Origin of the sequence: Stenotrophomonas maltophilia (genome assembly GCF_001274595.1) — a bacterium.
Taxonomy (GTDB): Bacteria; Pseudomonadota; Gammaproteobacteria; order Xanthomonadales; family Xanthomonadaceae; genus Stenotrophomonas; species Stenotrophomonas forensis.
Genome location: NZ_CP011010.1, coordinates 3659102 through 3677420 on the forward strand (window position 1 = coordinate 3659102; position 18319 = coordinate 3677420).

The 18319-nt window shown below is 69.0% G+C and carries 11 protein-coding genes; 2 read left to right on the forward strand and 9 right to left on the reverse strand.

Annotated features, from left to right (window positions below; translation table 11 throughout):
• Positions 1-452: 452 nt before the first annotated feature.
• The 8 genes from tsaB to VN11_RS16790 form a co-directional block, all read right to left on the reverse strand.
• Complete coding sequence (gene tsaB, locus VN11_RS16755; protein ID WP_053450549.1) at positions 453-1166, reverse strand: tRNA (adenosine(37)-N6)-threonylcarbamoyltransferase complex dimerization subunit type 1 TsaB; 714 nt, start codon at positions 1164-1166, stop codon at positions 453-455.
• Between the two features lie 9 nt (positions 1167-1175).
• Complete coding sequence (locus tag VN11_RS16760; RefSeq protein WP_053451369.1) at positions 1176-3221, reverse strand: ATP-dependent DNA helicase; 2046 nt, start codon at positions 3219-3221, stop codon at positions 1176-1178.
• 557 nt (positions 3222-3778) lie between these two features.
• On the reverse strand, positions 3779-4318 hold the full coding sequence (locus tag VN11_RS16765; RefSeq protein WP_053450550.1) for a hypothetical protein: 540 nt from the start codon (positions 4316-4318) through the stop codon (positions 3779-3781).
• Entirely contained in the window at positions 4315-6753 is a 2439-nt protein-coding gene (mrcB, locus tag VN11_RS16770) for a penicillin-binding protein 1B (protein ID WP_053450551.1), read from the reverse strand. Before mrcB ends, VN11_RS16765 begins: the two co-directional genes overlap by 4 nt.
• Before the next feature lie 85 nt (positions 6754-6838).
• Entirely contained in the window at positions 6839-7891 is a 1053-nt protein-coding gene (locus VN11_RS16775; protein WP_053450552.1) for a glycosyltransferase family 2 protein, read from the reverse strand.
• Positions 7892-7960: 69 nt separating this feature from the next.
• Positions 7961-8851 (reverse strand): SDR family oxidoreductase, encoded by an 891-nt coding sequence (locus tag VN11_RS16780; protein WP_053450553.1) that lies wholly within the window; start codon positions 8849-8851, stop codon positions 7961-7963.
• Between the two features lie 63 nt (positions 8852-8914).
• Positions 8915-10486, reverse strand: a complete 1572-nt coding sequence (locus VN11_RS16785) for a hypothetical protein (RefSeq protein WP_053450554.1) — start codon at positions 10484-10486, stop codon at positions 8915-8917.
• Between the two features lie 30 nt (positions 10487-10516).
• Positions 10517-12673 carry a bifunctional (p)ppGpp synthetase/guanosine-3',5'-bis(diphosphate) 3'-pyrophosphohydrolase gene (locus tag VN11_RS16790; RefSeq protein WP_053450555.1) on the reverse strand — a complete coding sequence of 719 codons (2157 nt, stop codon included), beginning with the start codon at positions 12671-12673 and terminating at the stop codon, positions 10517-10519.
• A 130-nt stretch (positions 12674-12803) separates the two neighbouring features.
• On the opposite strand from VN11_RS16790, the gene VN11_RS16795 reads away from it, so the two are divergent.
• On the forward strand, positions 12804-13340 hold the full coding sequence (locus tag VN11_RS16795; protein ID WP_053450556.1) for a hypothetical protein: 537 nt from the start codon (positions 12804-12806) through the stop codon (positions 13338-13340).
• Between the two features lie 53 nt (positions 13341-13393).
• Here the strand turns inward: VN11_RS16795 and hrpA are convergent, their stop codons facing one another.
• Complete coding sequence (gene hrpA / locus VN11_RS16800) at positions 13394-17476, reverse strand: ATP-dependent RNA helicase HrpA (protein ID WP_053450557.1); 4083 nt, start codon at positions 17474-17476, stop codon at positions 13394-13396.
• 86 nt (positions 17477-17562) lie between these two features.
• Between hrpA and VN11_RS16805 the strand changes: the two genes are divergently transcribed.
• Positions 17563-18111, forward strand: a complete 549-nt coding sequence (locus VN11_RS16805) for a Dps family protein (protein WP_006439098.1) — start codon at positions 17563-17565, stop codon at positions 18109-18111.
• The last annotated feature ends 208 nt before the right edge of the window (positions 18112-18319 follow it).

Here is an 18319-nt window from a genome sequence, read left to right on the forward strand (position 1 = left end):
CGTCAACGTCAACGTCAACAGCAGCGGTCGGGATGTTGGGCTTGGCGGGGCGGTGTGGGCTTGCAGGACACGCCGTGAACCCATCCCTGGGGGCTCGATGGCGCCATCCATGGCGCCAACGGTCCTGCAAGCCCACACCGCCCCACCTCCGACAGATCGCGGCGCCTCATCGCTGTTGGTGGGTGTCGACCTTCGTCGACACACATCCACGCCACGCGTGGATGCGAGCGAAGCGATCGGCTTTTGATTTTGATTTTCTTTTTTGATTTTCCGTGGCGGACGCACACGGAAACTGTCAAAGGCTGGGCGGGGTGGGTTCGCGGGGGTATCCGCGCCATGGATGGCGCGGCTAAGCCCCCAGGGACGGGTTCACGGCGTCCCCCGCGAACCCACCCCGCCCGGCCAAGCGCGGCTTTTGATTTACGCGATCAACCAACCCCGCCACGAGGGGCTCAGCCGTTGGCCTTCGCCTTCGCCTCGCGCGCGGCCTGCTGCTCGACCAGGGTCAGCGCCACGTTGTCGCGCAGGTACGCCGGTTCGACCTTCTCCGGTGCAATGGCCTCACCGCGCGCGAAGGCCGGTACCGCCAGCGCCAGCACATCCGACGCACGCGGCAGTGCAGTGGCATCGAAACCGCGCAGGCCTGCCCCCAGTTGCGCCACCAGAGCGCCTTCGGTCGCGCCGAACCCGGTACCGACGCCGTAGGCCGACAGCCCTTCCGGCAACGCCACCGCAGCCGGTGCGCACACGCGCTCGGCATCGCATGCAACCGGCAGGCCGTCCACGCGTTCGAAGCGCGCGACGTACAGTTCGCCCATCCGCGCATCGATTGCCGACAGGATCTGTGTTTCTTCCGCCGGCGCACGCAGCGCCAGCACCCGCAGCGTCGACACCGGCAGCAGCGGGCGGTCCAGCGCCAGCGCGATGCCCTGGGCAATGGCGATGGCCAGGCGCACGCCGGTGAACGCACCGGGGCCGCGGCTGAGCGCGATACCGTCCAGCTGGCGGCGGCTGATGCCGGCTTCGGCCAGCAGCGCCTCCGCCCACGGCAGGCTCAGTTCGGCATGCCGGCGCGGGGCGATCTCGAAACGTTCCAGCACCTGCCCATCGACATGCAGGGCAACGGAACAGGCTTCGGTGGCGGTTTCAAAGGCGAGCAGTTTCATCGGATCAGGTCAGAACAGGGGGAACGTGGCGCCGGGCGCCAGATCCGGGCCCGCCGCAGCGGTGGCCGGAACGGCATCATCGGCCACGGGTGCCCATTGTGGCGTAAAGAAGGCCTGCACATCGGCCAGGCTGCGGGTACGGCGGAACGGCGGCAGCGAATCGAGGAAGACCCGGCCATAGCCGCGATTAAGCAGGCGCGGGTCGCACAGCACCAGCACCCCGCGGTCGCTCTCGCTGCGGATCAGGCGGCCGACACCCTGCTTCAACGCGATCACCGCCTGCGGCAGCTGCTCGTCGCGGAACGGGTTGCCGCCCTGGCTGCGGATCGCCTCCAGCCGTGCCTCGTACACCGGGTCGTCCGGAGCGGCGAAGGGCAGCTTGTCGATCATCACCACGCTCAACGCTTCGCCGACCACGTCCACGCCCTCGCGGAAACTGGCCGAGCCGAGCAGCACGCCATTGCCCGATTCGCGGAAGCGCTGCAGCAACGTCGCGCGCGGCGCCTCGCCCTGCACGAACAACGGCCACGGCCCGTCGCGCAGCGCTTCGGCGGCCTCGCGCAGGGCGCGATGCGACGCGAACAGCAGGAATGCCCTGCCCTGCGACGCCTGCAGCACCGGCCGCAGGGTCTGGATCAACGCGGTGCCGAAGCCACGCGCGGCCGGATCGGGCAGGCCTTCGGGCAGGTAGCACAACGCCTGCTCGGGCCAGTTGAACGGACTCGGCTGGACCAGGGTGTGCGGATCGTCCAGGCCCAGCCGCGTGGCGATGTGATCAAAGCCACCGCCTACGGTCAGCGTAGCGGAGGTGAAGATCCATGCCGCCCGGCTGCGTTCACGGTGCTCGCGCAGCGGCCCGGACACATCCATGGGCGTGCGCTGGCAGCGGAAACCACGCGGGGTGAGCTCGTACCAGAGCACATCGGCAGCACCCGCCACGTCCGCAGGGTCGGTGTCGAAATCCAGGCTGGGCTCATCATCGCCCAGCCAGCGGCTGAGCCGCGAGACCGCTTCGCGCGCCCGCGCATGGCAGGCATCCAGGCCAGCGGCAGCTTCGCGCAGTGGTTGCAGTGCCTGCTCCAGCGTCACCAGCCCCGCCATCACCGTATCGAAGCCGTCGCGCACCTGTGGCATTGCCAGTGCGCGCCACTGCGTGCCGCGCGATGGCAGGCCCTCCATCGCTGTACGCAACGCCAGCAGCGCCTGCTGCAACTGGTCGACCGGCTCCTGCAGGGCCGACTGCGCACCGCCCACGCCTCGCGCTTCGGCCAGGCAGTCGCGGCCGAGCTCCTGCCACGGGCGCATGCCGAACCCCTCGCCGAAGAACTGCGCGGCCAACTCGGGCAACTGATGCGCCTCGTCGATGACGAACGCCTGCGCCCCCGGCAGCAGTTCGCCGAAGCCATCCTGTTTCAATGCCAGGTCCGCCAGCAGCAGGTGATGGTTGACCACCACCACGTCGGCCGCCTGCGCACGTTGCCGCGCACGCACCACGAAGCAGTCGTCCCAGAACGGGCAGTCGGTGCCCAGGCAGTTGTCGACGGTGGAGGTGACCATCGGCAGCAGTGGTGAGTCGTCGGCCAACCCGTCGAGCTCGGCGATGTCACCGAACTCGGAGCGACCGGACCAGGCCAGGATGCGCTGGAACTGCGCCGCCTGTTCCGGGCTGGAGAATCGTGGCTCGCCACGCGCCTGCTGCAGGCGATAGCGGCACAGGTAGTTCGCACGCCCCTTCAGCAGCGCGCTGCGCAGGCCGACGCCGAGCGCCTGGCGCACGCGAGGAAGATCGCGGTGGTAGAGCTGGTCCTGCAGCGCGCGGGTACCGGTGGAGATGATGGTACGCAGCCCGGACAGCAGTACCGGCACCAGGTAGGCGAAGGTCTTGCCGGTGCCGGTACCGGCCTCGGCCAGCAGCAGATCGCGCTGCTGCAGCGCATCGGCGATGGCTTCGGTCAGGCGCAGCTGGGCCGGACGCGGGACGAAGGCGTCCAGGTGCGAGGCGAGCGCGCCGCCGTCGCTGAGGGCTTCGCGGCTGGCATGGACAAGGTCGGACATCAGAAGGAAAGGATACCCGGCCGGGCGCTGCCCGGCACCCGTTTCAGGCCAGAGCACCAGCAGCGGCAACGGCAACAGCGTTTGTTCATGGCTCTGGGTTGTACTGAGGGCTGGCAGGGGACTGCGGGTTTGCGGGGACGCCGTAAACCCATCCCTGGGGGCTTGGCCGCGGCATCCATGCCGCGGACACCCCGCAAACCCGCAGTCCCCCGCCTTCGACAGTTTCCCCGTGACGGAGGGACGCACTTCGTAGAGTCGAGCTTGCTCGACTGGTGGTTCAGAAGCGGTGGGAGTAACGGGGAAAGAAGAAAGGAAATGGCAGCGAGCGCGCGACCCGCTTTTGATTTTGATTTTGTTCTTGCCTGCGGCCCGCGCGATGTATGGCGGGCCGGGTGGGTGGGGCGTGCAGGACCGTTGGCGCCATGGATGGCGCCATCGAGCCCCCATGGATGGGTTCACGGCGTGTCCTGCACGCCCTACCCACCCGGCCCATCACAACCCTCCATCAGTGCGAGCGTGCGCCGCAGAGGGGGCAGCGCCCGATGGAGGGGAACAGCTCAGTACCGCTTGATCCCCGGCACGGTGCAGCCTTCCAGCTGCGCATGCGCCGACACCGCATTCTCCTTCTCGCCGCGCGCCAGGCGCGACTGCTCGATCGTCGCCCAGTGCCGGCGGCATAGCGGCCCCGTCTTCGAACCCAGATCGATCGCCTTGCGTGCGAATGTCTCCGCCTGCGCCCACTGGCCCTGCAGCAGCGCCAGCTCGGCACGTTCCTGCAGCACCGCCGGGTCACCCGCCACGATCTCCAGCGCATGGTCCAGGCTGCTGGCCGCGGCGACCAGATCATTGGCCTGTCGCTGCGCCTGCGCGGTCACCCGCAGATCTTCAACCTGCGAATCGCGCAGCGGCTGCACCGACAGCTCCTTGTCGTCCGGGCCGGCGGCTGCGTCCACGGCGGCCAGGCGCTGCGCCGGCGTGGTGGTATCAACCGGCGGCTTGGCCACCGGCGGTGCGCTGCTCACGCACGCGGCCAAGGCCAGGCTGAGGCCGGTCAGGGCCAGGGGCTGCAGCAGGGATCGCAAGTTCATCGGCATCATCGGCTTGGAGGAGGAGTAGCAGCCGCGGGGGCCGCGGCGGGTTCCGCAGGGGCGTCCGGCTTGCGGTCCAGGCCGAACCAGCTGCGCCAGCCACCGCCTTCGCCCTCGGTTCCACCCTGCCCGTCCGGCGATACTGCCGGCGCGCACGGTGCATAGGCCGGCGCGTAGCCCACCACGAACGGGAAGCGACGCGCGCCAGGGCAGCCTTCATCGGTACTGTTGATGCCGGTGGGCGCCACCGACTGCCAGTCCAGGCCCTTGTTGCTGACGCGCAGCGGCGCACTTGGCAGGCGCTGGAAAATGCCGGACCACACCCTCATTGCACCGGTAGCGCCGTACAGGCCCGCCTGTTCGTTCTGGTCATTGCCGATCCAGATCACCGCCAGATGATCGCCGGTGTAACCGGCGTACCAGCTGTCACGGCCATCATTGGTGGTACCGGTCTTGCCGGCCGGCTGCAGCCGGCCCAGGCCGTCGGCGTTGAGGCGCTGCGCGGTACCACTGGCGACCACCTGCTGCAGCCCGACGCTGATCAGGTTGGCGGCGATCGAGTCGCCCTCTTGTGCCGGCGCCGGCGTCTTGTCATAGCGCTTGAGCAGCTTGCCCTGCGGATCGAGCACGCCACGCACCGCGTGCAACGGCTGGATCTCGCCGCCGGACGCGAGGAACTGGTACAGCTGCGCCATCGCGTACGGGCTCTGGTCGGTCGAGCCGAGGATCACCGCCGGATTCGCCTCGGCCTTGATGCCGGCCAGTACGTGAATCAGCTGGGTCACGCGCTCGGGACCGACCTGCATGCCGACGCGCACGGTGGCCTGGTTGTAGGAATGGGCCAGCGCATCGATCAGGCGCACCGTACCGTGGCTGCGGTTGTCCGCGTTGCCGGGGTTCCAGTTGCGGCCGCGGCCGAGCTGCACGGTCACCGGGGAATCGTCCACCCAGCTGGCCAGCGAGTAGCGGTCCGGCTGTGCCAGCGCCAGCAGGTACACGAACGGCTTGAGCAGCGAACCCACCGGACGCTGCGCCTCGATCGCGCGGTTGAAGCCGACCTCGGAAACCTCGCGGCTGCCGATCACCGCCAGCACATCACCGTTGTGCACATCGGTGAGCACCATGCCGGCCTGGAGTTCGGGGCGTCGCTTGCTTTCCAGCGACTTGATGGTACGGGTCACCGCGCCTTCGGCGTAGGCCTGCGCGGACGGCGACATGCCGGTCATCACGCTCAGGCCGGCGCCCTGCAGCGCCGACTCCGGATAGTCATGGCCCAGCTGGCGGCGGACCAGGTCGACGTAGGCCGGGAAGCGGTTGGCCGCCACCAGGCCCGGCGTCTTCGGAACGCCCAGCGGCGCCTTCAACGCGCGCTGGTACTCGGCATCGTCGATCAACGTGGCTTCGTGCAGCTTGCCCAGCACGAAGTTGCGGCGATCCAGCGCGCGTTCCGGGTTGCGCCGCGGGTCGTAGAAGGACGGGCCCTTGACCAGGCCGATCAGCAGCGCGATCTGCTCGGTTTCCAGCGACGACAGGTCGCGGCCGAACCAGAACTCGGCACCGGAGGACATGCCGTGGATGGCCTGGCTGCCACGCTGGCCCAGGTACACCTGGTTGAGGTAGGCCTCGAAGATGGTGCGCTTGTCGTAACGCGCTTCCATGATCAGCGCGTACAGCACTTCGTTGAACTTGCGGGTGACCGTCTGTTCCTTGCCGATGCCGAGCAGGCCGCTGCGGGCCAGCTGCTGGGTCAGCGTGGACGCGCCCTGGCGGCTCTGGCCACCGGAGCGGATGGTCACCCATACCGCGCGCGCGATGCCGGACAGATCGATACCGTGGTGACGGTTGAAATCCTTGTCCTCCACCGCCTGCAGGCCGGTCACCAGCAGGTCCGGCGCCTCGTCCATGCGGATCAGGCGGCGTTCTTCCTGCTTCTGGCCGTACAGGGTGGCGATGCGCGCCGGATCCAGCCGCGCGGCCTTCAGCGCCTTGCGGTTATCGGCATCACGCAGCGAGGCCACGCCGCCATCGGCCAGCGACAGCTCCACCCGGCGCGGGGCGACCCGGCCGTCGACGTCGTTGTAGCCGCGGCTGGAGATGACGAAGCGCCCACCGTTCACCGCATAGGTGGCCGGCTCCTTGCCCTGCCCGTCATCGCGGTAGGCCGACGCGGCCAGCTCGGTCTTCAGGGTGGCCGCATCCATCGCCTTGCCGGGCGTGAGCACCAGCGGGCGCGCATACACCCGCGTCGGGATCTGCCAGCGCAGTTCACCGAAACGCTGGGTCACCTGCTGGTTCAGGTACAGCGTGTAGGGAATCAGGAAACCCAATCCCAACGCGACCGCAGCCATGCTCCAGGTGATCAGGCGACGCCGCCACAGCGGGCTGTCGTCCTGCTGGTCGTCGTCGAAATCGTCGTTGTCGTCGGAATCGTAGCGTCGGGGCACTGGGGCTGCGGGCAGATAGGGTCTGGCGAGTCTAACGCAGGCGCCGTGGTGGCTGGCGGGCGGTGGCCTGCGGTTTCACTGCAGTTCAAGCAGCGCGAGGCTCCCGCCAGCCCGCGGCCGCCCCCGCCAACGCCGCGCGGACGCCGCGCCAGCCTGCCCCGGCCAGGCACACATTGGCCAAGCGTGCGAACAGCCGCGGCGCGTCGTGAGCGATCCAGCGCGCCTGCACGCCCGCCCGGCGATACAGTTGCAGACGCGACCAGGCCATGCGCCAGGCCAGCGCGGAAAGACCCTGGAAGCGTTCAGGTGCAACGCGGACGCCGCGCTGCACCAGCAGGGCATCCAGGGCCAGCAGGCGCCCCGCGGTACGCTGCCGCGCCTTCCCGTCGAACAGATCGAGATGCCGCAGCCGCTGCAGGAAACCGCGGCGGCTGGCGCCAATCTGGTTGTTGCCATGCTGCCGGTAATCGATGGTGGGCTCGGCCAGCATGTCCAGCCCTCCACGCAGCGACGCGTGCACCGCCAGCCATTCGTCGTGGCTCCAGCCCGGCGGCACCGGCAGCGCCCCCTCCAGCAGCGAACGACGCAGCGCACAGGTCGCGCCGGTGACGAAGTTGCGCAGCAGAATGGCATCGATCGCACGGCCCGAGCGTTCCAGTTCGACTTCGGCCGGATGCACCACCAGCACCTCCAGCAGCCGCTGGCCCAGCGGCGCGCCCTGCGCATCCACCAGCCGTGCATCGCTGTGCACCAGCAACAGGCCCGGATCAGCGCGGAAGCGCTGCACGTAGCGGCGCACCCTTCCCGGATGCCAGACATCGTCCTGATCGCTCAGGAACAGGATGTCGGCCTGGCAGCGCTGCAGCGCGTCGGCGAAGTTGCGGACATAACCGAGGTTGCGTGGGTGCCGGACGATCTCGACCCGGATGCCCAGCGCCCGCGCGCGCACCTCGAAGGCCTTCAGCAACGGCAACGTCTGGTCGCTGGAACCATCATCGCCGATCACCACTTCGCTCACCGGAAGATCCTGGTCGAGGATGCTGTCCAACTGCGCCTGCAGGTAGCGTGCACCGTTGTAGGTGCACAGCGCGACGCCAATGCGCTCGGCGGGGGCCGATCCGGATGGCGCGTCAGGCATGGAACGTACTCGCGGGGAACAAGGCCGAGGATGGTAGCAGAGCCTCCGCCGGGGGGCGGATCTGCACCGTCAGTGGTTGCCGGGATGCGCTGCGATCCGCTGCAGCGCCTGTGCGGCACTCATCGGCTGCCACATGTCCGCCTCCGGCCTGAACGGCCGCGGGTGTACACCCAGCAGCGCCAGCAGCGGACCGTTGTCGGCGACCAGGTCCTGCTGCAGGCGTGATACCGGGCCGCGCGCGCGCGGCAGCACCGCCGCCAGGCCACGCAATGCAAAGCCCGGCAGTGGAAGCGGCAAGGTCGGTTGCGCCAGGCTGGCGTGCACGCGGCGGAACATCGCGTGATACGGCAGGCGTTCACCGCCGCCGATCTCCAGCACCCGCGCCGACGCCGCACCGGTGGTGATGCAGGCCACCACCGCGCGGGCGATATCGTCGGCATGCACGGGTTGGCGCAGGCCCTCGGCCCGCGGAATCGGGAACAGGCGCAGGCGCAGCGCGCGCTGCACGATCGGGGTGATGCTGCGGTCGATGCCGGCGCCATAGATCAGGGTCGGCCGCAGGATCGTCCACGCCATGCCCAGGCGCTCGGCCTGCTCGATGAGGCCCTGTTCGCCCCGCTGCAGCATCGCCACCACGTCCTGCTCGTCGGCCTGGTCCGAATCCTGCTTGCTCAGCACACTCATCGAGCTGGTGGCGATGACCCGTGGAGCCGGCGCGCGGGCCTGCCGCGACAACCACTGCGCCAACCCTTCCAGCGGCCCGAAACTGGCAATCGCCTGCCACTCGGCAGACGGCACGCTGTCCAGCGCGCTGGCCAGATCCCCGCACAGCCAGTGCACTCCGTCCTGCGCCGGTTGCGGCCGCCGGCTCACCGCCTGCACCTGGCCATGCACCTGCAGCAGGCGCGGCAACAGGAACCGGCCGATCTGGCTGGTGGCTCCGGAAACAAGGACGGTCATCGGCACTCCATGGGCGGGCAGCGGGGGCTGGCTACTATAACGACCCCGCCGGCAACGGCGGGCTCAGGGCGAGGGCACACCGATATCGCGAAGGCGCTGCCGCAGCTGTTGATACTCGCTGCTGGACGCGCCCGCACCGAGCTCGGCGGCCTGCTGCAGGGCGCGTTCGGCGAAGGCGACATCACCATTGCCCAGGCGTTCGCTGCCGATCGCAAGCCAGCGCTGTGCCAGGCGCTGGCGGGCAGCAGGCAGGCCGTTCGCAGTGGGCGACAGGGTCTGCCAGGCCTGCAGGCAGGCGCCGGCGGCCTGCACCCGGTTCTGCCGCAGGTTGTCATCGAAGCAGGCACGGCTGGCGGGCAGCAGGCGCGCGGCGGCCGCTTTCACCCGGGAATCGCGCGGCGCCAGGGCCTGCGCTTCACGCAGCGCGTCGAACGCGCTGTGTCCCGGTGGACTGATCCACTGCCCGGCGCGCTCGGCGCGCTCGATCCTGCGCAGCAGCTCGCGCAACTGCCGTTCGCGTTGCGCGTTGCTGGCCGCCGGCTGTTGCAGCGACCGCTGTGCCTGCTGCGCACGTTGCAGGCGCTGCGCCAGCTGCTGGCGCGCCGCGGCCGACGCGCCCAGCGCCTCGGCCAGCGCTGCATCACGCTGTGCTGCGTCGAACTGGAAATCGTCGGCCTGGCTCTGGCTGCGCGCCAGCACGGCCTGCAGCACCTGCTCGCGGCCACGCTGGGCCGTGGGATCCTCCGGCGCCACGGCCAGCACGGCCAGGAAGCCCTTCGCCGCATTTTCCAGTTGCTGGCGCTGCAACGCGCGCTGCGCCTGCCGCAGGCGCAGGTCCACGGCACGTGCCAGCGCCTCCTGGCTGGCCGGCAGGTCGGCATGGCCGGCATCGAACTGGCGGGCGCGCTGCACGATCACAGCCGCCTCGGCCAGCTCCCCTCGCCCGGCCAGCGTGCGTGCCTGCTGCAACAGATCGCTCAGGGCATCCTCGCGCCCTTCCAGCGCCGGCAGATTGTCCGGCTGCACTGCCAGGATGCGCTGGAACAGCGGCAATGCACTGCTGTCGCCATCATCAAGCCGCCCGGCCGCAAAGGCATTGCGCGCTTGTGCCAGCAGCGCGCCGATGCCGGCCCCCGCGTTGCGTCGCGCCTGCAGCTGGCGGGCAACCGCTTCGGCTTCGCTCTGCGGCACCTGCAGCTCGCGGGCCAACGCCAGTGCCTGTGCGCTACCGTCGAGATCGTTGTTCTGCAGCCTGTCGCGTGCCTGCTGCAGTGCCGCCGCAGCGGTTCGGGCCAGGCCTTCGCGCGCCTGCGGGCGATCACCGTCCAGTGCCAGCACCGCCTGGTAGCGCTCGCGTGCGCCACTGCCATCGGCCGCGCTCAACCGGCCCGCGGCGAGTGCGCGGTCACCCTCGGCCAGCAACTGTTCGATCTGCGGCTCATCCCAGAACCAGTCGGCCAGCGGCTTGCGCAGCAGCACCAGCAGCACGAACACGGCCAGCGCCGCGACCAGCGCCCAGCGCCAGACCCGGCGCGCGTGGCGTGCTTGCAGCCACCACCAGCGGCCTTCGCGGCGGACGCGGTCCAGCGCAGGATGTTCAGCGCCATGCGGGCGATGCGGAGGCTCGCGTTCCATGCGTGCAGGGTAGCCGGGGCAGCGTGAAGCTCAGCCGAGGCGACGTGCCTCGCTCACGCCCGGCAGCGCGTCCAGCTTGCCCAGCAGGGTCGACAGCTGGCCGTAGTCGCTCACCTTCAACCGCAGGCGCAGATGGGCACGGCCACTGTTGCGCACGTTGTCACTGTGGATATCGAGCACGTAGGCGTCTTCCTGTGCGATCAGGTTGGTGATGTCCTTCAGCAGCCAGCGGCGATCGACCGCCGTGACCACCACGTCCACTTCGTAGCCGCCACCGGCCTGGCCCCATTCCACCGGCAGGATCCGCTGCGGGCTGGTGGCAGCCAGGCGGGCCAGCGCCGCGCAGTCTGCCCGATGCACGGTGACACCACGGCTACGGGTGAGGTAGCCGACGATCGGCTCGCCTGCCACCGGCTGGCAGCAGCGCGCCAGCTGCACCAGCAGGTTGCCCACGCCCTGCACGGTGAACTTGGACTTGCCCAGGTTCTCCCGGCGCGCGGTCGGGCGCGGCAACGCCGGCGCGGCTGCCGGCTGGCTGGCCGCGCGCTCGGCTTCCAGCAGGGCGCGGCTGACCTGGTTCGGCCCGGTATCGCCCAGCGCCACCTGGATGTAGAGGTCATCGACACTGTCGGCGTGGAATTTCTTCGCCGCCACTGCCAGATCCGAATGCTGCAGGCCCAGCCGCTTCAGCTCGCGCTCGAGCAGTTCGCGACCGGCCTGCACGTTGCGCGCACGGTCCAGCTTGTGGAACCAGCTGCGCACCTTCTCGCGGGAACGGTTGCTGGCCAGGAAACCATTGGCCGGCATCAGCCAGTCGCGGCGCGGGTCGGCCTCCTTGCCGGTCAGGATCTCGACGCGGTCGCCGCTGCGCAGGCGGTAAGTCAGCGGCACGATGCGGCCATTGACCTTGGCGCCACGGCACCGGTGCCCGACCATGGTGTGCACCTGGTAGGCGAAATCGAGCGGCGTTGCACCCTGCGGCAGGTCCAGCACCTCGTCCTTCGGGCTCAGCGCATAGACCCGGTCCTCGGTCAGCTCGGCGTCGAGCGCCCCGGCCAGTTCGTTGCCCTGCCCGTCCTGCGCCTGCTCCAGCAGCTGCCGCATCCAGGTGATCTTGCGGTCGAAGGCCTTCTCCGCGCCCTTGCCGCCTTCCTTGTACTTCCAGTGCGCGGCCACGCCCAGTTCGGCCTGCGAATGCATCTCGTGGGTGCGGATCTGCACTTCGATGGTGCGCCCTTCCGGGCCGACCACGGCGGTATGCAGCGAGCGGTAGTCGTTGGCCTTGGGACGGGCGATGTAATCATCGAATTCGCTCGGCACCGGCGCCCACAGTGCATGCACCACGCCCAGCGCGGCATAGCAGGCGGCGACATCGTCGACCATCACCCGCACCGCGCGGATGTCGTACAGCTGGTCGAACGCCAGCCGCTTCTTCTGCATCTTCCGCCAGATGCTGTAGATGTGCTTCGGGCGGCCACTGACCTCGGCCTTGATGCCCTGCGCGACCAGTTCGCGCGACAGCACCTTCTTGACGTTCTCGACGTAGCGCTCGCGCGCGATGCGGGTCTCGTCCACCTCACGGGCGATGCGCCGGTAGGTTTCCGGTTCCAGGTGGCGGAAGGCCAGGTCCTCCAGCTCCCACTTCAGCTGCCAGATGCCCAGCCGGTTGGCCAGCGGTGCATGGATGTCGCGGGTGAGCTGGGCCAGCGCGCGGCGCTGTTCGTCATCCAGCTTGTCGGCCGCGCGCATCCGCGCCAGTTGCCGGGCCAGCAGGATCGGCACCACGCGCAGGTCGCGGATGATCGCCAGCAGCAGGCGGCGCAGCCCTTCACTGTTGCGCCCGGCCTCGCGACCGGCATGCAGCGCCCATACCGGGTCAGCAGCGTCCTGGCCGTCGAGCAGGCCGATCACCGCTGCCTTGTGGTTGCCCAGCGGCAACGCGTCCAGGTGGGCACGCAACCCGGGAAGGTCGAACAGCAGGGCCGCGACCACTGCGCCTTCGTCGGCTGAAAGCATCGACAGCGCATCAAGGGTGTCACCCAGCACCGACCAGCTGGCGCGCATCTGGTGGTCGCACTCCGGGGCATCCCAGTGCCCGCGCAGGGCCTGGCGCAGCGGAGCGGGCAGCACCGCTGCCGAGGGACGGTTCAACAAGGCATCCAGGCCGGGGACGGAAGCGCGGTTCACAGCATCGAGCAGGCAAGACAGAGGCCCCTACACTAGCGCCGGCGCCGTTCAGGGACAATCGCCGCGGCCACCATCGCCTGGCATGAGGACATGCCGCTACACTCGCGGGCAAACCCAGGAGAGTCCCGCCATGCCCTCGATCGTTCCACACTTCCGTCCACGAGTGCTCGCTTGCGCCGCGCTGTTGCTGGCCGTATCGGCGCCTGCGCTGGCCCAGCGCGTGGTGGAAGGCGACCTGCAGCAGCAGATGTCGCCCGCCGAGTTCAAGGCCGCCGGGCTGGACAAGCTGGATGCGGCGGAACTGGCCACGCTCAACCGCTGGCTGCAGGGCAAGGTCGAGGCGGCCACCACCCAGGCCGTGGCCGCCGTCCGCGAGGAGGCACGCGAGGAAGGACGCCAGGAAGTGATCGTGAAGAACCGGGGCTTCTTCGATTTCGGCAGCAACGAGCCAATCACCGGCGTGCTGCAGGGCGAGTTCCGTGGCTTCGGCAAGGGCCGCATCTACGTGCTGGACAACGGCCAGGAATGGGAACAGACCGATGCCACGACCCTGGCCGGCGTGCGCAAGTCGTCACCCCAGGTGAGCATCAAGCCCGGGGTGATGGGCGTCTGGTACATGAAGGTTGACGGTGTGAACACCCAGCCCAAGGTCCGCCGCACCAAGTAACGGCGCGTCCTGGAGGTAGAGCCGAGCACCGGCTCGGCTCTACAGGATCGGACTCACGCCTGGCGCAGTGCGGTTACCCGCTGCGCCAGCTTCTTCGCCGAGATGCCGGTGCGCGCGCCCAGCTCCTGCGCGAACAGTGACACCCGCAGTTCCTCCAGGTCCCAGCGCAGTGCCTGCCATTGCGGGCGTTCACGCAGGCCCTGTGCCTCGCCATCGCGCAGTGCGTCCAGGAACGGATGCAGCTCCAGCATGCGTGCCTGGTCGCGCGGCGGATCGCGCTTGGCCCGCTCGGTGCGCAGGATCATCGCCTTCAGGTAGCGCGGATACTGCGCCAGCGCGTCGGCCGGCGTATCGCGCAGGAAGCCGGGGTGGATCAGTCCGGCCAGCTGCGCTTCCATGTCATCCAGGTTGCCGCGCGCCCAGCCCATCAATGGCGCCTCCAGCATCGGCTTCAGCTCGGCCACCAGCGCCAGGATGGTCTCGGCCAACTTCAGCCGCGACATCGCCTCACCGAACAGCGCCTTGGCCGCGTGGTCGCGACGCTGCTCGAAGACCGCCGCATCGCGGATGTCCTCCAGGCCTTCGGCCAGAACGGCATTCATCGCCGCATCGACCAGATCGCCGCGCAGGCGCTCCTGCGATTCGATGGCCGCGTACAGCAGGCCGGTCTTGGCACCCACCGGCAGCTGCTTGCGTGCCTGCTTGACCTTCTCGGCCAGGGCGATTTCCAGCAGGCGGCGCACGCCCAGCGGGTGGGCTTCCTGCGCCTGCTGCCGATCGGCAAAGATGCGCAGCGCCACGCTGTCACCTTCGTCGAGCAATGCCGGATAGGCCGGCACACCCGCTTCGCCGGGAACCTGCAGCGGAATCGGCGTGGCCGGGAACGTGCGCAGGCCATCGGCCGCCATCTCGCGCCCGGCGCGCGCCGCGAAGGCATCGCCGGCACGACCACCGAATTTCGCGCGCAGCGCATCGAGGTCACGCGACGTGGCCAGCACCTTGCCATGCTCGTCGCGCAGGCGCAGGTTCATGTGCAGGTGCGGTTCGATCGCACCGGGCTCGAAATCGAGCGCGGTCACCGTGGCACCGGTCGCGCGTGACAGGAAGCGTGCCAGCTCACCGGTGATGGCATCGGCGCTGGGCTGCGGGAACGCCTCGAAGAACGCGCGGCCGAAGTCCGGCGCCGGCACATAGTTGCGGCGCATCGCCTTGGGCAGGCTGCGGATCAGCGCCGAGGCCTTGTCCACCACGAAGCCCGGCGCCAGCCAGCCCAGCTGCACCGGGTCCAGCGCGTTGAGCAGGTGCAGCGGTACGTCCAGGGTCACGCCGTCATCGTCGGCGCCCGGTTCGAAGCGGTAATGCAGCGGCAACCGCGCCTGGCCCAGTGCCAGGTACTTCGGGTAGCGCTCCTGTTCACTGCCTTCGCCGGGCAGCAGGTCGACCAGCGACCAGTGCAGCGTCTTGCGCTGCTCCGGCGCCAGCCCCTTCCACCAGGTATCCAGACCCGCCGCCGAGTGGATCTGCGGCGGCACCCGGTCCAGGTACCAGCGCGCCTGCCAGTCCTCGTCGGCAACGATGCCGGCGCGGCGCAGCTTGGCCTCTTCCTCGCGCGCGACCTCCAGCACCTTCTGGTTGTCGGCCACGAAGCTGGCACGGGTGTTGATTTCGCCGGTCACCAGCGCCTGCCGCACGAAGATGTCGTGCGCCTCGCCCGGCTCAATGCGGCCGTAGTGCACCGGCTTCTTTGGCGCTAGCACCAGGCCGAACAGGCTGATCTGCTCGGACGCCAGCACCTGGCCCTGCGCACGCGACCAGTGCGGATCGAAGTGCTTGCGCAGCAGCAGGTGCGGCAGTTCGGCGATCACCCAGTCCGGCTCGATTGCGGCCAGGGTCATGCCCCACACCTTCTGCGTGTCCAGCAGGTTGGCCGCCAGCAGCCACGGCGGCGGCCGCTTGGACAGCGCCGAGCCCGGGAACGGCAGGAAGCGGCGCTGGCGTGGGGCCTGGAAATCGCCCTTCTCGGTGCGGTGGCCGATCTGCGTCGGCAGGCCCGCCACCAGTGCGCGGTGCAGGGTCTGATAGGCGGTGGCACGCACGCGCTCGCTGAAACCACCGCCAGCCGGCGCCTGTTCCTTCTGCGCACGCACGGCCACGGGTGCCGGTGCGGCTTCGGCCTTGCCCTCGCGGGCCAGCCGCGCTGCACGGTGCAGCTGGCCACGGGTGGCCTTCACCGCTGCCGCGTCATCACGCGCCGGCGCCGGCGCACTACTGCCGGCCAGCAGCGGCGCCATCGACGCCTCGGCAGCCTCTTCCTTCCAGCCCAGTTCCTCGCACAGCAGGCGCAGCTGGCGATGCAGCTCGCGCCACTCGCGCATGCGCAGGAAACCGAGGAAATGACGGCCGCACCAGTCGCGCAGCTTGGATTGGGTCAGGTCTTCATGGGCCTGCCGATAGGCATCCCACAGCCGCAGCACGCCGACGAATTCGGAGCGGCCATCGGCAAACTGCGCATGCGCGCTGTCGGCCGCGCCACGGGCTTCCGGCGGGCGTTCACGCGGGTCCTGGATGCCCAGGAACGAGGCGATCACCAGCATCGGCCGCAGGCAACCGGCGGCCTGTGCGGCCACCAGCATGCGCGCCAGCTTCACGTCCACCGGCAGGCGTGCCATCTGCTTGCCGACGGTGGTCATGCGCCGCTCGGCATCGATCGCGCCCAGCTCGGTCAGCTGCTGCCAGCCATCGGCCACCGCACGCTCATCGGGTGCTTCCAGGAACGGGAAGTCCTCGATGCGGCCCAGGCCCAGCTGCAGCATGCGCAGGATCACCCCGGCCAGGCTGGAGCGGCGGATTTCCGGATCGGTGAACTCCGGCCGCGCCTGGAAATCAGCTTCGGCGTATAGGCGATAGCAGATGCCCTCGGCGATACGACCGCAACGGCCCTTGCGCTGGTTGGCGCTTGCCTGCGAGATCGGCTCGATATGCAGGCGATCCAGCTTGTTGCGCGGGCTGTAGCGTTTGACGCGGGCGAAACCGGGGTCGACCACGTAGCGGATGCGCGGCACCGTCAGCGAGGTTTCGGCCACATTGGTGGCCAGCACGATGCGCCGGTTCGGGCCGGGGTTGAACACCCGGTCCTGGTCCTGGTTGGACAGCCGCGCGTACAGCGGCAGCACTTCGGTACTTCGGTACTTGCGGCGCTCCAGCGACTGGTGCGCGTCGCGGATCTCACGTTCGCCAGGCAGGAAGATCAGCACGTCGCCGCGCGCATCCAGGCGGGTGATCTCGTCGATGGCCGACACGATGGCATCGTTGACGGTGCGCTCGCCCTGGTCTTCGCCCTCGCCTTCCAGCGCGCGGTAACGCACTTCCACCGGGAAGGTGCGGCCCTCGACACTGATCACCGGCGCATTGTTGAAATGCTCGGCGAAACGACCGGTGTCGATGGTGGCCGAGGTCACGATCAGCTTCAGGTCCGGGCGCTTGCGCAGCAGTTGCTTCAGGTAGCCCAGCAGGAAGTCGATGTTGAGGCTGCGTTCGTGCGCTTCGTCAACGATGATCGTGTCGTAGTTCGACAACCAGCGGTCACTGGCGATCTCCGCCAGCAGGATGCCGTCGGTCATGAACTTGATGCGGCTGTCGTCGCTGACCTTGTCGTTGAAGCGCACCTGGAAGCCGACCAGCTGGCCCAGTTCGCTCTGCAGTTCCTGCGCCACGCGGCTGGCCACCGCACGTGCGGCAATCCGTCGCGGCTGGGTGCAGCCGATCATGCCAGCCTGGCCACGGCCCGCGGCCAGGCACAGTTTCGGCAGCTGGGTGGTCTTGCCCGAACCGGTTTCGCCGGCAATCACCACCACCTGGTGGTCGCGGATCAGCTCGATGATCGCGTCGGCTTCACGCGCAATCGGCAGCTGCGGGTCCAGAGTAATGGATGGCTGCTGTTGCGCCCGCATCTGCCGGCGCTGCACCGATGCCTGCAAGGCCTGCTCGAAGGTGGCGGCCAACGCCGCATCCTGTGGCTTGGCCTGGCAACGCGAGAGCATTCCCAGCAGACGGCCCCGGTCGCGGCTCATGGCGCCGTCGATGGCGGCACGCTGTTGGCGCAGGCGGGGCGATGGATTTTTATCGATAGAGTTCATCAATCGGTTCGTTCAAAACTTTGAAAGCGACCAGTCATCACGACCGGTTTATTGTGAAGGCCAACGATTCCACAAGGAGGAACCCCATGGCGAAGACCAAGAGCACGACCAAGGCCAAGACCGGCAAGCAGAAGCTTGCAGCGGCGGCACCGTCGGCACCGAACATCGATATCGGGATCACCCAGGGCGACCGCAAGAAGATCGCCGACGGTCTGTCGCGCTTCCAGGCCGATGCGTTCACGCTCTACCTGAAGACGCACAACTTCCACTGGAACGTGACCGGGTCGATGTTCAACTCGCTGCACACCATGTTCGAGACGCAGTACACCGAGCAGTGGGCAGCACTGGACGACGTGGCCGAGCGCATCCGCGCGCTGGGCTTCAATGCCCCGGGCTCCTACCGGGAATTTGCTGCGCTGACCTCGATCGCTGAGGAACCGGGCCTGACCGACAGTGCGGACTGGCGTGAAATGGTACGCCAGTTGGTGGTCGCCAACGAAGCGGTCTGCCGTACGGCTCGTGAAGTGCTGGACGTGGCGGCCAAGGGTGACGATGCTCCGACCGAGGATCTGATGACCCAGCGCCTGCAGACCCACGAGAAGTACGCCTGGATGCTGCGTTCCCTGCTCCAGTAAGGGTTTGGGGGGCTCGGCAGGGCTGTGCCCTGCACCCGCGGTAGTGCCGGCCGCTGGCCGGCAACAGCAACAGCAAAAGCTGGCTTCCTGTGGGTAGGCGGGGTGGGTCCGGTGGCAGGGGACGCCGTAAACCCGTCCATGGGGGCTTGGCCGCGGCATCCATGCCGCGGACACCCCTGCCACCGGCCCCACCCCGCCTTCGACAGTT